At 56.7% G+C, this 13904-nt stretch carries 12 protein-coding genes; 1 reads left to right on the top strand and 11 read right to left on the bottom strand.

Going from position 1 to position 13904, the window contains the following annotated elements; genetic code table 11:
- Positions 1 to 12: 12 nt before the first annotated feature.
- The 11 genes from OXR04_RS19500 to ndk form a co-directional block, all read right to left on the bottom strand.
- Entirely contained in the window at positions 13 to 2454 is a 2442-nt protein-coding gene (locus OXR04_RS19500; RefSeq protein WP_267372623.1) for a glucose/quinate/shikimate family membrane-bound PQQ-dependent dehydrogenase, read from the bottom strand.
- Positions 2455 to 2755: 301 nt separating this feature from the next.
- Complete coding sequence (locus OXR04_RS19495; protein ID WP_009088737.1) at positions 2756 to 2977, bottom strand: zinc ribbon domain-containing protein; 222 nt, start codon at positions 2975 to 2977, stop codon at positions 2756 to 2758.
- A gap of 62 nt (positions 2978 to 3039) precedes the next feature.
- A complete protein-coding gene (gene der / locus OXR04_RS19490) occupies positions 3040 to 4530 on the bottom strand; it encodes a ribosome biogenesis GTPase Der (RefSeq protein WP_009088735.1) in 1491 nt (496 codons plus the stop codon).
- A gap of 174 nt (positions 4531 to 4704) precedes the next feature.
- A complete protein-coding gene (gene bamB, locus OXR04_RS19485; RefSeq protein WP_058957402.1) occupies positions 4705 to 5886 on the bottom strand; it encodes an outer membrane protein assembly factor BamB in 1182 nt (393 codons plus the stop codon).
- A 19-nt stretch (positions 5887 to 5905) separates the two neighbouring features.
- The gene (locus OXR04_RS19480; RefSeq protein WP_009088731.1) at positions 5906 to 6523 is read right to left on the bottom strand and encodes a YfgM family protein; all 618 of its coding nucleotides are present in this window, start codon (positions 6521 to 6523) and stop codon (positions 5906 to 5908) included.
- A gap of 33 nt (positions 6524 to 6556) precedes the next feature.
- Positions 6557 to 7834, bottom strand: coding sequence for a histidine--tRNA ligase (gene hisS, locus OXR04_RS19475; RefSeq protein WP_267372622.1), 1278 nt, complete (start codon positions 7832 to 7834; stop codon positions 6557 to 6559).
- Between the two features lie 106 nt (positions 7835 to 7940).
- A complete protein-coding gene (gene ispG / locus OXR04_RS19470) occupies positions 7941 to 9062 on the bottom strand; it encodes a flavodoxin-dependent (E)-4-hydroxy-3-methylbut-2-enyl-diphosphate synthase (RefSeq protein WP_009088728.1) in 1122 nt (373 codons plus the stop codon).
- A 37-nt stretch (positions 9063 to 9099) separates the two neighbouring features.
- A complete protein-coding gene (rodZ, locus tag OXR04_RS19465; RefSeq protein WP_009088726.1) occupies positions 9100 to 10113 on the bottom strand; it encodes a cytoskeleton protein RodZ in 1014 nt (337 codons plus the stop codon).
- Positions 10103 to 10837, bottom strand: coding sequence for a type IV pilus biogenesis/stability protein PilW (gene pilW / locus OXR04_RS19460; RefSeq protein ID WP_150028950.1), 735 nt, complete (start codon positions 10835 to 10837; stop codon positions 10103 to 10105). Before pilW ends, rodZ begins: the two co-directional genes overlap by 11 nt.
- Positions 10838 to 10917: 80 nt before the next feature.
- Complete coding sequence (locus OXR04_RS19455) at positions 10918 to 12087, bottom strand: bifunctional tRNA (adenosine(37)-C2)-methyltransferase TrmG/ribosomal RNA large subunit methyltransferase RlmN (RefSeq protein ID WP_009088720.1); 1170 nt, start codon at positions 12085 to 12087, stop codon at positions 10918 to 10920.
- Positions 12088 to 12273: 186 nt separating this feature from the next.
- Positions 12274 to 12705 (bottom strand): nucleoside-diphosphate kinase, encoded by a 432-nt coding sequence (gene ndk, locus OXR04_RS19450; protein ID WP_003848684.1) that lies wholly within the window; start codon positions 12703 to 12705, stop codon positions 12274 to 12276.
- A 318-nt stretch (positions 12706 to 13023) separates the two neighbouring features.
- Between ndk and sseA the strand changes: the two genes are divergently transcribed.
- Complete coding sequence (gene sseA, locus OXR04_RS19445; protein WP_009088719.1) at positions 13024 to 13866, top strand: 3-mercaptopyruvate sulfurtransferase; 843 nt, start codon at positions 13024 to 13026, stop codon at positions 13864 to 13866.
- Positions 13867 to 13904 lie beyond the last annotated feature (38 nt).

The following is a 13904-nucleotide window of genomic DNA, read 5'->3' as shown; positions in this document are numbered from 1 at the left end:
CCTTTTGCGATATTACTTGCTGTCTGGCAGCGCGTAAGCAATCACGTAATCACCGCGATCCGGTGACTGACGTGCGCCACCTGCCGAGATGAGGATGTACTGCTTACCATCTTTCGGTGAGACGTAGCTCATCGGGCCACCCTGACTGCCGACCGGCAGGCGTGCTTTCCACACCTCTTTGCCGGTTGAAGAATCAAAGGCGCGCAGATAGTAATCCTGGGTACCGGCGATGAAGACCAGGCCACCCTGCGTTGCCAGCGTTCCGCCCAGCGTCGGCATACCAATCGGCATTTTCACGCCCATTTTGATACCAAACGGTCCGGTGTCCTGCACGGTACCGACCGGTACCTGCCAGACGATTTTCTGGGTTTTCATGTCAATCGCCGACAGCGTACCAAATGGCGGCTTCTGACAAGGGATGCCCAGCGGAGACATGAAGCGGTTTTTGTTTACGGCGTACGGCGTGCCTTTCAGCGGTACTGCACCCATACCGGTGTTGATCGCTTCGCCACCGTTGCTGCCACGTGAAATGCTGCTGGTGTCAGCCGGGATCATCTGCACCCACAGGCCGAGACGCATATCGTTAATGAACAGCAGATGGTTGTTAGGGTCAGTCGACATACTGCCCCAGTTCATTCCACCCAGCGAGCCCGGGAAGCTCAGCGACTTGTCGGTGTCCGGTACGGTGAACAGGCCGTTATAACGCATCGATTTAAAGGCAACACGGCAGGCCAGCTGATCAAACGGCGTCGCTCCCCACATGTCAGACTCTTTCAGCGTCTGGTTGCCAATCTGCGGCATGCCGGTCGAGTGTGGCTGGGTTTTGGTGTACTGCTCGTTCGGGATATGGCCCTGCGGCATCGGCAGCTCTTCGACTTTGGTCAAAGGCTTACCGGTCATCCGGTCGAGCACAAAGATCATGCCGGTTTTACCGCCGATCACCACCGCTGGCGTGGTGCTGCCATCTTTCTGCGGGAAGTCGATCAGGCTTGGCTGCATCGGCAGGTCAAAGTCCCACAGATCGTTGTGCACGGTCTGATAGACCCACTTCTCTTTACCGGTGGTGGCATCCAGCGCCAGCACGGATGCGCCATATTTGTGATCCAGTGGGGTACGGTTCGCGCCCCAGAGGTCAACAGAGGAGCTGCCCATCGGAATGAACACGGTGTTCATGGTCGGATCGTATGACATCGGTGCCCAGGAGTTCGGCGTACTGCGGGTATACTCCTTGCCCGGCATCAGGATCGCATTCGGGTCAACGTTGCCCGGGTCAAACGCCCAGCGCATCTTGCCGGTAATAACGTCGAATCCACGCAGCACGCCGCCCGGCATATCGGTCTGTACGTTATCCGCCACGCGTCCGCCAACCACGACAGTGGTGCCTGCCAGCGTAGGGGCTGAGGTCAGCTGATACTGCGGGTCTGGCGCCTTACCGATGCCGGCTTTCAGATCGACAATGCCGTGATCGCCAAAGTCTTCACAGAACTCACCGTTGTCGGCGTTGATGGCAATCAGACGCGCGTCGATGGTGTTCATCAGAATACGACGCTGACAGGTGTCACCGGCAGGCAGGGTAACGGCCGTTACCGGAACTGACCCCGGCTTGTCCGGCTGTTGCAGCGGTTTCGTCGCGTCAAAGTAAGCCAGGCCACGGCAGCGCGGCCAGACTTCAGCCTGCGCATTGATTTCGCGTTTCCAGATCTGCTTACCGCTGTTCGCTTCCACCGCAATCACATTATTGTGTGGGGTGCAGAGATAAATCGTGTTGCCAATCTGCAACGGCGTCTGCTGATCTTCTGCGCCGTTACCGGTCGGGCTGATCGGGGTGTCACCGGTGCGGAAGGTCCAGGCAACTTTCAGATCCTTCACGTTGTCGCGGGTAATCTGGTCCAGCGCCACAAAGCGGCTGCCCTGCGGCGTATTGCCGTAGTTATCCCAGTCTTTCTGCTGTTTGGTTTTATCGACCGGAATCAGCGGCAGCTCTTCACCATTACCGGCCACGGTAGGATGCGGCTGGAACATCTGCACCAGCGTGACCACCATGCCTGCGGCCAGCAGTGCGGAGAAGGTATAGGAAGGTTTTGCCAGTGAGGGCTTACCTTCATGCTTACGCAGTGAAGGCCAGATCAGGAAGGCCAGCAGTGTCAGTCCGGCTGGCACCATCAGGCGTGAGACCAGCGGCCAGAAATCCAGCCCGGCATCAAACAGCGACCAGATCAGCGTGTCGATAAAGACCAGCAGGAAAAGAACCGCTGCCGACGATTTGCGGCGGAAGAACTGAATTGCGGAAAGTACGATGACGATCCCTGCAATCAAAAAGTACCAGCTGCCGCCAAGCGCAACCAGTTTGCCGCCACCGATTGCAAAGAACAGACCGGTAGCAAGCAGCACCAGTCCGAGCAGCACGGATGCGATTCCCAACCCCCTGGCGGAGCGGGAGGATGTTTCAGCCATAAACTATCTCTCCTGAATAAACAGAACGTCCGGACAGGTGCCGTCCGGACTCGGCGCCTTAAACGTTCTGCGCAGAGCCCCGTTCTGTTTCAAATCAATTATAAACAGACCCGCGTCCGTAAGAATCTGAGGGCCGGAAGCATACAGATGTGGCTGGCCCCTCCCACGACGCGGCAGGATTGTACCACCTGGTACATAACCGAGTGAACATATACAACTCATTTGTTACGACGTAATAGCATTTTTGCTACAAAACGGCGGGCGGGTCGGGTTCACCGGTGCGTTTAATCATAGCCAAATCTTACGGTGTGGACGGCTGAAACTGCACCCGCCTGCGCGAGATCAATCCATGGCCATGTTGACAAAAATAGTCGACCGCACCGCAGGCTTTCAGTACCGTCAGTGGCTGATGACAGTCCGGACAGACGGGCTGCGCCGGATAGTGCGCACTGCAGCGGTCACAGATAAATTCGCCGTCGCTGAGCCGCAGTGGCTGCTGACATTTTTCGCAGTGAATAGTCACCTTTCTCCTCCTGAGTGGCGTGTTCAGCACAAAAAAAAGAGGGCCTCATGGCCCTCTTCTCGTTAACGCTTATTCTTTTTCATATGCGCCATCAGACGCTTACGTTTACGCTGCTGAGTCGGCGTCAGCAGGTTACGCTTGCCTTCATAAGGGTTCTCACCCTCTTTGAACTGAATACGGATTGGCGTTCCCATCACATTCAGGGATTTGCGGAAATAGTTCATCAGGTAGCGCTTGTAAGAATCTGGCAGATCTTTCACCTGATTCCCGTGGATGACCACGATGGGCGGGTTGTAACCACCGGCATGGGCATACTTAAGCTTAACGCGACGGCCGCGCACCAGGGGTGGCTGGTGATCGTCTGCCGCCATGTTCATGATGCGCGTCAGCAGCGAGGTGTTTACGCGCCGGGTCGAACAGTCATAGGCTTCAGTGATCGATTCAAACAGGTTACCCACGCCGCTGCCGTGCAGCGCAGAGATAAAGTGGATGCGGGCGAAATCGATAAAGCCCAGACGGAAGTCCAGCGTCTCTTTCACTTCGTCACGCACTTCCTGCGACAGGCCATCCCATTTGTTAACCACGATCACCAGCGAGCGGCCACTGTTGAGAATAAAGCCCAGCAGGGAGAGATCCTGATCCGAGATACCGGCGTGGGCGTCGATGACCAGCATCACCACGTTGGCATCTTCAATCGCCTGCAGCGTCTTGATCACCGAGAATTTCTCTACGGTGTCGGAGATTTTGGCGCGCTTACGCACCCCGGCGGTGTCGATCAGTACGTAATCACGTCCGTCACGCTCCATCGGAATATAGATACTGTCGCGGGTGGTGCCGGGCATATCGTAGACCACCACGCGGTCTTCACCGAGGATACGGTTAGTAAGCGTTGACTTACCTACGTTAGGGCGCCCCACGATGGCCAGCTTGATAGGTAAACCTGTCGGGTCGAAGTTTTCTTCTTCCTCGGCGGCTTCCTGCTCAGCAATCTCCTCGGCGTCCAGCGCCGCCCAGTAAGCCTGGTTCTCTTCTTCTTCGGTCAGTTCGACCGGCTCAACCGTCTCCATCCACGGCAGCAGCGCCGTTTCAATCAGACTGGTGACACCACGACCGTGCGACGCCGCAATGGCGTGGATCTCGCCCAGGCCGAGTGAGTAGAAGTCGATAACCGCCTGATCCGGATCGAGCCCGTCAGTTTTGTTCGCCACCAGGAAAGTGGCTTTCTGGCGGGAACGCAGATGTTTAGCGATTTGCTGATCGGCGGCCATCATGCCCGCACGTGCGTCGACCATAAACAGTACGACATCCGCTTCTTCAATCGCCAGCAGCGACTGCTCGGCCATCCGCGTTTCAACACCCTCTTCGGTGCCGTCGATACCACCGGTATCAATAACAATAAATTCGCGCCCTTCCACTTCGGCGCGACCATATTTGCGATCGCGAGTCAGTCCGGGAAAATCCGCAACCAGCGCATCACGAGTGCGGGTTAAGCGGTTAAATAGCGTAGATTTTCCCACATTGGGACGCCCAACCAGCGCGACCACAGGTACCATAACAAAATGCCTCAATAAAAAATGAATCGCCCGAATGGCGTGATTATAACGGCTCTGGCCGTTAAGTTCAGGCTTAAGGCGCAAAGAATACCATGCCTGACTAAAAACGAAACGGCCCCTGATTAAATCAGGAGCCGTCGGAACGGAGGATTTCACCTGCCGGACGTTTACCCGTTAACGGGTAATCGCATAAACCTCACCATCTTTCGACTGGATCAGCAGCTTGTCGCTGGCGACCACGGGCTCGGTCTGGAAACCGGAACTGTCCAGCTTCTGCTGCGCGACAAAACGACCGTCGGTGGTGTTCAGCCAGTGCAGATACCCTTCGCTGTCGCCGACCACCAGATAGCCGTTGTAGAGCACCGGTGAAGTCAGGTTGCGATGCAGCAGATCGCTCTGACGCCAGATAGCGACGCCACCGTCCGCGTTCAGGGCAATCACACGGTCATCCTGATCGACCAGATAGATGCGGCCGGCATCAACAATCAGATCTTTCACACCGCCGATTTCGCGTTTCCACAGAATCTGGCCGGAACGCAGATCCAGCGCCGTCAGGTCGCCGTTGTACGCCAGCGCGTAAACCACGCCGTTGACGATAACCGGGGTCGTATCGACATCGTTCAGACGATCGATTTCGGTTGCGCCGCTGACCTGAGAAATACGCTGCTGCCAGATCAGTTGCCCCTGGTTCAGCACAACGGCACTGACGCGGCCGTTGTCACCACCGACAATGGCCCCGCCAAACGCAACAGCCGGAGCCGATTCACCGCGCAGTGATAGCGCAGGCATATCCAGGTTAACGCTCCACTTCACTGCCCCGCTGCTCTGATCCAGACCCTGCAACATGCCGTTGCTGGTATGGATCAGCACCAGGCCATCGCTGACCACCGGACGTGACAGCGCTTCACCGGCGACTTTCGTCTGCCAGGCCAGGCTGCCATCGCTGCTGTTCAGGGCATAAACCTGACCGCGCTCGCTGCCGACATAGATCCGATCGCCATCCGCCGTCAGGCCGCCCGATAACAGGGCTGAGCGATTTTTCGAGAAGAAGCCGGTTTTCTCAGAGAGATCGACTTTCCATTTTTCTTTACCGTCTGCGGCATCCAGCGCTTTCACGATACCAAAGCGATCGGCTGCGAAGACCGTACTGTCCTGCCAGGCAGGATGCAGATTGGAGTAGAAATCACCGACGCCATCGCCGACCGAGGTGCTCCACACTTTCTCTGGCGTAAACTGATTTTCCACCTTCGGCAGCGGGGCCATTTTCACTACATCTTCTTCGCCGCTAAACAGCGAACAACCGCTGAGCAAAGTGACTGAAATCAGTCCCGGCAGCAGGTATTTACGTAATTCCATGCGCTCTCTCTTGACTGGCTTAGCTTAAGTTATTCATCTTCATCTGCATCATTTGCTTCAATGCCGGAGAGGCGTCAGATTCCACCCCTTTACTCCAGGCATCGCGCGCGCCCTGCTTGTCGCCTTTGGCCAGCAGCGCTTCGCCGCGAATATCGGCCACAATGGCTGTCCAGCCATCACCCTTCACACCGTCAAGGGTTTTAAGCGCCGCATCCGCTTGATTCTGTTGCAGTTGAATGCGAGCCAGACGCAGGTTAATGACCGCCTGCAGATTGGCATCTTTGGTATCTTTCAGTCCGTTTTGCAGCAGTGCTGCGGCTTTATCAAGCTGACCGGCATCCACATACTGCTTCGCCAGATCCATCGCCGCCAGCGCACCATAAGTGTTGCTGTTTTCGCTGGCAAACCGGTTGACCGCTTCCAGCGTCTCAGGTTTGCCCGCCTGCATGGCGGTGGTCAGCTGCTGATATTGGGCCGATACCGTTTTCGCAGTATCGTCCTGATGACTGCTCCAGTAACGCCAGCCACCCAGCGCAGCAATGCCGATGACTACGCCAATGGCTAACGCCTTACCATTGCTGGTAAAAAAGTTGCGCAGCGCTTCGGTCTGCTCGTTCTCATTGCTATACACTTCCACGCAATCCTTCTCCTTTCTATGGTTGGTGCTGTGTTACGCCTGTAACAGCGTGCGCAATACAGCAGCAGCCTCTGCCTGATCCAGCGTTTGCTGCTCGCCACGGCGCAGATCTTTCACCACGACCTGACCGGCTTTGACTTCATCCTCGCCCAGCACCAGCGCGACGCGAGCGCCCCACTTGTCAGCGCGGGCAAACTGCTTCTTGAAGTTGCCGCCGCCAAAGTTAGTCATCAGCCTCAGCTCTGGCGCTTCATCGCGCAATTTCTCAGCCAGCTGCATCGCAGCGGACTGCACGCCCTGACCGGAAGCGATAACATAGACATCCACATTGCTCGTCGGTTCAAATTCCGGATTCACCGCCTGAACCAGCAGCACCAGACGCTCCATGCCCATCGCGAAGCCCACCGCAGGGGTGGCACGTCCACCGAGCTGCTCTACCAGGCCGTCATAGCGACCGCCGCCGCACACGGTACCCTGTGAACCCAGGCTGTCGGTGACCCACTCAATCACGGTGCGATTGTAGTAATCCAGGCCGCGCACCAGACGCTGATTGACGGTGTAGTGGATGCCCGCGTCATCCAGCAGGGCACACAGGCCGCTGAAATGGTCGCGTGATTCGTCATCAAGATAGTCGCCGAGCTGCGGCGCATCATTCAGCAGCTGCTGAATATCGGGATTTTTACTGTCGAGAACGCGCATCGGGTTGCTGTACATGCGACGTTTGCAATCCTCATCCAGCACCTCTTTGTGCTGTTCAAGGAAGGCGACCAGTGCGTCGCGGTAGTGCGCACGCGCTTCCAGTGAGCCGATGGAGTTGAGTTCCAGGCGAACGTGGTCGGCAATGCCTAACGCTTTCCACCAGCGGGCGTTGAGCATAATCAGCTCCGCATCGATGTCCGGTCCCTGCAGACCAAACACTTCGACGCCGATCTGGTAGAACTGGCGATAACGGCCCTTCTGCGGACGCTCATAGCGGAACATCGGCCCCATGTACCACAGGCGCTGCTCCTGATTGTAGAGTAAACCGTGCTCGATACCGGCTCGCACGCAGCCTGCGGTTCCTTCCGGACGCAGCGTCAGGCTTTCGCCATTACGGTCCTCGAAGGTGTACATCTCTTTTTCAACCACATCGGTGACTTCACCGATGGCGCGTTTAAACAGTGGGGTCTGCTCCACCAGCGGCAAGCGAATTTCGCTGTAGCCGTAGCTCGCCAGCGTCTGCTTGAGTACGCCTTCAATCCGTTGCCAGAGAGCGGTATCCGCAGGCAGGTAGTCGTTCATCCCGCGAATCGCCTGAATATTCTTCGCCACGTTAAAATCTCTTAATGCAAAAAAAACCTGTCCGGCATCATACCTTATGAGGATGAAACCGCACAGGTTCAGTCAAAAAAGTCACGCACGCAGGCTGCGCACGCCATTATTTTTCCAGCTGCTGCACGTCAATACGGCGGCTGGCATCCAGCATCGACGCTTTGGCACGAATGCGCGCTTCCAGCTGATCGATCATGTCATGGTTATCGAGACGATCGCGCTGACGCACGCCATCCTCGTAGAAACCACTCTTCTTGCTGCCACCGGTCACGCCCAGGGTCGAGAGCGTCGCTTCGCCCGGTCCGTTGACCACACAGCCGATAATGGAGACATCCATCGGCGTGATGAGATCTTCCAGACGCTGCTCCAGCGCGTTGACGGTGCCGATCACGTCAAACTCCTGACGTGAACAGGTCGGGCAGGCGATGAAGTTAATCCCGCGCGAACGGATGCGCAGTGATTTCAGAATATCGAAGCCGACTTTGACCTCTTCAACCGGATCGGCCGCCAGCGAGATACGCAGCGTGTCGCCGATCCCTTCTGACAGCAGCAGACCCAGCCCAATCGCCGATTTGACTGCGCCAGCGCGCGCCCCGCCCGCTTCGGTGATCCCGAGATGCAGAGGCTGATCGATCTGTTTTGCCAGCAGGCGATAAGATTCCACCGCCAGGAAGACGTCAGAGGCTTTTACACTGACTTTAAACTGGTCGAAGTTGAGACGGTCGAGGTGATCGACGTGACGCATGGCCGATTCCAGCAACGCCTGCGGCGTCGGCTCGCCATACTTTTCCTGCAGATCTTTTTCCAGCGAACCGGCGTTAACGCCAATCCGGATCGGAATATTGTTGTCGCGCGCGCAGTCAACCACCATACGGATACGCTCATTATTCCCGATATTACCGGGATTGATGCGCAGGCAGTCAACGCCATATTCGGCGACTTTCAGGGCGATGCGGTAGTCAAAATGGATGTCTGCAACCAGCGGCACGTTCACCTGCTGTTTGATCAGCCTGAACGCTTCTGCGGCATCCATGGTCGGCACCGAGACACGAACGATGTCGACACCGACGCGCTCAAGGGCTTTGATCTGATTTACCGTCGCTTCCACGTCAGTGGTGCGGGTGTTGGTCATCGACTGGACGGCAATAGGTGCGCCGTCACCGACCGGCACCTTGCCGACGTAAATGCGTCTGGATTTACGACGGATAATGGGTGCTTCGTTATGCATATTTCTTCTCCACAATTGCCCGGTACGCGATACGCTGTTATTGCGCACCCAACGTCAGGCGAGCAACCTGGTTATTACGGATAAAACGACTTAAATCAACGGGCTGATTCTGATATTGCACCTGAACCGCGGACGGCGCGCCAATTTTCAGACGATACGGAGGTGTGCCCGCGAGGCTCAGTTTACCACCACTACGCTGAATGCCGCTGAACAGTTTTTTGCCGGTGGCATCGCTCACTTCCAGCCAGCAGTCGGCAGTGAAGTTCATGACCACCGCATTCGGGTCGGCCGCCGGTTCACTGACTGCGGCAGCGCCGACCGGCATCTGTGGTGTCGTGCTGGTTGCAGGGTTAGTCGTGGCCGGTGCTGCCGATGTGGTGTCCTGTGGAGCCTGGCTCGGTGACACGACAGCATTGCTGCTGTCGGTCTGCGTTGTGGCTGGGGTAGTGGTCGTGCTGGCAGCCGGCGCAGAGGTGGCTGGCGTGCTGGTCGCGCTGTTGTCGCTGGCGGCCGTATTACTTTCGTCAGGCGCGGCTGGCGCCGCGCTGTCACCGCTGGTCTCACCCAGCGGAATCGACTGGCCGCTATCGCCGCTGCTGCCGTTCTGGTCTGTCATCGGCACCAGATCGTCCTGCGACGCTTTGTGATTCTGCCACCACCAGGCGCCGGTCAGGCCAATCACCACGAACACCACCAGCCAGGTAAAAATCATTAACCAGCCGTCGCGTTTCTTGCGGCGCTTGCCCAGGGAGAAACTTTGCATCGGCTCGATTTTTGCCGCCCGGACCGGCGTCTGTTTCGCCATCATCGGCAGCAGTTCCTCTTCAGGAATGTGCACCAGACGCGCATAAGAGCGGATGTAACCGCGCAGGAACGTCGAGGCTAAATCGGCAGGCGATTTGTCCTCTTCGATGTCACGCACGGTAGAGAGTTTCAGACACAGACGTTCAGCGACGTTCTGCTGTGACAGCCCCATCTGCTCACGGGCCAGACGCAGGCGATCACCTGTTGAATGTAATGCAGAGTTTTCTTGAGTGGCTTCAGTATTCATTAGCTAAATAACGCTGGTACTGTATCGATTGCGGAAAACGTCGCGCTAACTGGTCGCCATAACGTGAAACGTCTGCGGCATTTCCCTGTAGCGCGGCGAAACGTAAGTGTAACGCCAGACTGCGTGCCGTTTCGGGCAACTGTAGCTGGTAAACGTCGAGCAAAATCTGCACCCTCGCCAGATGGTTTTCAGCCATCTGCTTTTCAGCCTCCGCCAGCAGCGAATCAGCTTTTCGCCTGTCGGCTTCAATGGCCCGGCGTAGCGTCCTGCGGGCGGCAACAACATCCCCCGCCTGCAGGTAACAAAAACCTGCCAGTTCAAGCGCGTCGTTGCGTGCATCAGACGACGGAGCGGTTTCTGCCCGACTAAACTGTTGATGCGCTTCGTCATACTGCCCTAAAGCGCAGAGAAACGCACCGTAATTGTTAGCAACAAAACCATTATCCGGGGCCTGCTGCTGTGCCAGTATAAACCCTGCCTGGGCTGCTGTCTGATTGCCCTGCTGTTGCGCCAGTCGTGCCAGCGCAAGCGAGACCCGGTAATCCTCTGGCGCGGCGGCCTGCGCGCGCAGAAAGTTTCGCTCAGCGGCAGCATAATCACCCGCCGCCAGATAGTGCATCCCTAACTGCAGACGCACCTCTTCAGCACCGGGTGAGTGCGGCTGGCTGACACACCCGCTTACAACAAACAGCGCCAGTACACTGGCGGGTAATCCGTTACGCACGATCGTTTCCCTCTGCCTGACATTGACAGGCTGCAGCCTGCCACGCGTCTTCACATCAGGAAACGTTCTCTGTCACGCTTCTAGAGCGCCTTCACAGAGATGGCTTCACCCGCCATTTTTTTACGCAGCGTACGCTTGGTGCGGTCGATCACCTCACCCGCTAACTGACCACAGGCGGCATCAATATCGTCGCCACGGGTTTTACGCACAATGGTGGTAAAACCGTAGTCCATCAGCACCTTGGAGAAGCGGTCGATGCGGCTGTTTGAGCTGCGGCCATAAGGTGCACCCGGGAAGGGGTTCCACGGAATCAGGTTGATTTTACACGGTGTTTCTTTCAGTAATGCGGCAAGCTCATGCGCATCGTCGGTACTGTCATTGACATGATCCAGCAGGACGTACTCAATGGTCACGCGTCCCTGGTTGGCGTTAGATTTGCCAATGTAGCGTTTCACCGCTGCCAGGAAGGTTTCGATATTGTACTTTTTGTTAATCGGAACAATATCATCACGCAGCTTGTCGTTAGGCGCGTGCAGTGAAATGGCCAGCGCCACATCAATCATATCGCCCAGTTTGTCCAGTGCAGGCACCACACCTGAAGTAGAGAGGGTCACACGACGCTTGGAGAGACCGAAGCCGAAGTCATCCAGCATGATCTCCATTGCCGGAACCACATTATTGAGGTTGAGCAGTGGCTCACCCATGCCCATCATCACCACGTTGGTGATAGGACGCTGGCCGGTGATTTTTGCTGCGCCGACGATTTTCGCCGCACGCCACACCTGACCAATAATTTCTGACACCCGCAGGTTACGGTTAAAGCCCTGCTGTGCGGTCGAACAGAATTTACACTCCAGCGCACACCCCACCTGCGAAGAAACACACAGCGTGGCGCGGTCGCCTTCCGGGATATAGACCGTTTCCACCAGCTGATCGCCCACGCGGATGGCCCATTTAATGGTGCCGTCAGTGGAGCGCATCTCTTCAGCCACTTCCGGTGCGCGGATCTCCGTCAGCTCCATCAGCCGGTTACGCAGCTTTTTGTTGATGTCGGTCATCTGCTCAAAATCGTCGCAGCAGTAGTGGTAAATCCACTTCATGACCTGATCGGCACGGAACGGCTTTTCGCCCAGCGACTGGAAAAACTCGCGCATCTGCTGACGGTTGAGATCCAGCAGGTTGATTTTCTGGCTTTTAGGGGAAACGACAATGGGGGATGCGGACGCGGACGTCACAATCTGTTCGGACATAATATTCTCTGGCCTCGTTGTTACACGTTATGGCGCTGTTCAGGGATAGGTGAAAAAAATTGCGCCTTCATTAAGCGAAGTCAATGAAGGCGCAATATTGTACAACATCTGCGGCCTGATAACAGGCGGGAGTGGCTCCCTCAGGCAGATTTTTGTAAAGCCGACCTGCTGTTTATCGCCAGGCGATTAACGGGTACGTGGGCAGATTTCGTTTTCGCCGAAGAAATAGGCGATTTCGCGGGCAGCGGATTCAGCAGAATCTGAACCGTGCGTGGCGTTTTCGGTGAAGCTGTCTGCGTAGTCAGCACGCAGGGTGCCAGCCAGTGCGTTTGCCGGGTTGGTCGCACCCATCAGGTCACGGTGACGCTGAACGGCATTTTCACCTTCCAGTACAGAAACGACAACCGGGCCAGAGGTCATGAATTCAACCAGACCATCAAAGAATGGCTTGCCCTGGTGCTCAGCGTAAAAACCTTCAGCCTGCTCTTTGCTCAGCTGCAGCATTTTTGCACCAACGATTTTGAAGCCAGCGCTTTCAAAACGGTTGTAGATAGCACCAATCACATTTTTAGCGACGGCGTTTGGCTTGATGATAGAAAAAGTACGTTCGATTGCCATGATGACCTCTGTCTTGACGTCCTGAAGAAACCGGCGGCGCAGCCCCCGGCCAATAAACGGCGCCGATTATAGGGGCTGAGTGCGGCATTGCCTATCAGAGATCCCTAATTTGTTGAAAATTCTTGATCTGAGTCGACGCAGAGGCGTCTTCATTATGATTTTGCCTGAAAAAGCGCCGGTGCTACTGGCCTGACGGACGATTCCTGAGCAGCACGCCAGGCTTTTTCTCCTCCCCTGCCCCATTTTATTAACGCATCGCTTGAGATGGTCTCCACATTCCCCGACACTGCTATCACAGATTGCAGAGATGAGGTTGTTATGACGACGCCACTGTTTGTGTCCGCCGACTGGTTACAAGAGCACTATGACGATGAGCGGCTTCAGGTACTGGATGCGCGCATGTTGCCACCCGGCATGGAGGCCGTGCGTGATATTCAGGCTGAATATCTGGCGGGACACTTACCCGACGCCCCTTACTTCGATATCGAAGCGCTGTCCGACCACACCAGCCCCTATCCCCATATGCTGCCGCGCGCCGAACGCTTTGCCGTGGCGATGCGCGAGCTGGGCGTCAGCAGCGATAAACACCTGGTGGTCTATGACGAAGGCAATCTCTTCTCCGCGCCACGCGCCTGGTGGATGCTGAAGACCTTTGGTGTCGCGCAGGTGTCGATCCTGGCGGGCGGACTGCAGGGCTGGAAAGCAGCGGGCTTTGCGCTGGAAACCGGCGAGGTCAGCCTGCCGGAAGGCGAGTTTGAGGCTCAGGCGGATGAAAGCCGGGTGAAACGTCTGACGGACGTGCTGCTGATCAGCCATGAAGGCGGCGCACAGATCGTGGATGCACGTGCGGCCAATCGCTTCAACGCGGAAGTGGACGAGCCGCGTCCCGGATTACATCGCGGGCATATTCCCAACAGTCTGAACGTGCCGTGGAACAGTCTGGTAGAGCAGGGAGAACTGAAGCCGGAGGCGGCGCTGCGCCAGCTGTTTGCTGACGCCGGCGTCGATATCAGCAAACCGGTAGTGGCTAGCTGCGGCTCTGGCGTCACGGCGGTGGTGGTAATCCTCGCGCTGACGGCGCTGGGAGCGCGGGATGTCACGCTGTATGACGGCTCCTGGGGTGAATGGGGCAGTCGCGACGACTTACCGATTGCGAAATAAAAAACAGGCGGCCCATGAGCCGCCTGTTTTTAACTGCG

Source organism: Pantoea sp. GM_Pan_3 (genome assembly GCF_026541045.1).
GTDB lineage: Bacteria > Pseudomonadota > Gammaproteobacteria > Enterobacterales > Enterobacteriaceae > Pantoea > Pantoea anthophila.
Note: the sequence above shows the minus strand (reverse complement) of the source record. Positions and strands in the feature narration are given on the sequence as shown.

Coding starts and splice junctions, on each gene's coding strand:
- OXR04_RS19500 (WP_267372623.1), bottom strand. CDS start 2,454: ATGGCTGAAACATCCTCCCGCTCCGCCAGGGGGTTGGGAATCGCATCC.
- der (WP_009088735.1), bottom strand. CDS start 4,530: ATGGTACCTGTGGTCGCGCTGGTTGGGCGTCCCAATGTGGGAAAATCT.
- bamB (WP_058957402.1), bottom strand. CDS start 5,886: ATGGAATTACGTAAATACCTGCTGCCGGGACTGATTTCAGTCACTTTG.
- ispG (WP_009088728.1), bottom strand. CDS start 9,062: ATGCATAACGAAGCACCCATTATCCGTCGTAAATCCAGACGCATTTAC.
- rodZ (WP_009088726.1), bottom strand. CDS start 10,113: ATGAATACTGAAGCCACTCAAGAAAACTCTGCATTACATTCAACAGGT.
- OXR04_RS19455 (WP_009088720.1), bottom strand. CDS start 12,087: ATGTCCGAACAGATTGTGACGTCCGCGTCCGCATCCCCCATTGTCGTT.
- ndk (WP_003848684.1), bottom strand. CDS start 12,705: ATGGCAATCGAACGTACTTTTTCTATCATCAAGCCAAACGCCGTCGCT.
- sseA (WP_009088719.1), top strand. CDS start 13,024: ATGACGACGCCACTGTTTGTGTCCGCCGACTGGTTACAAGAGCACTAT.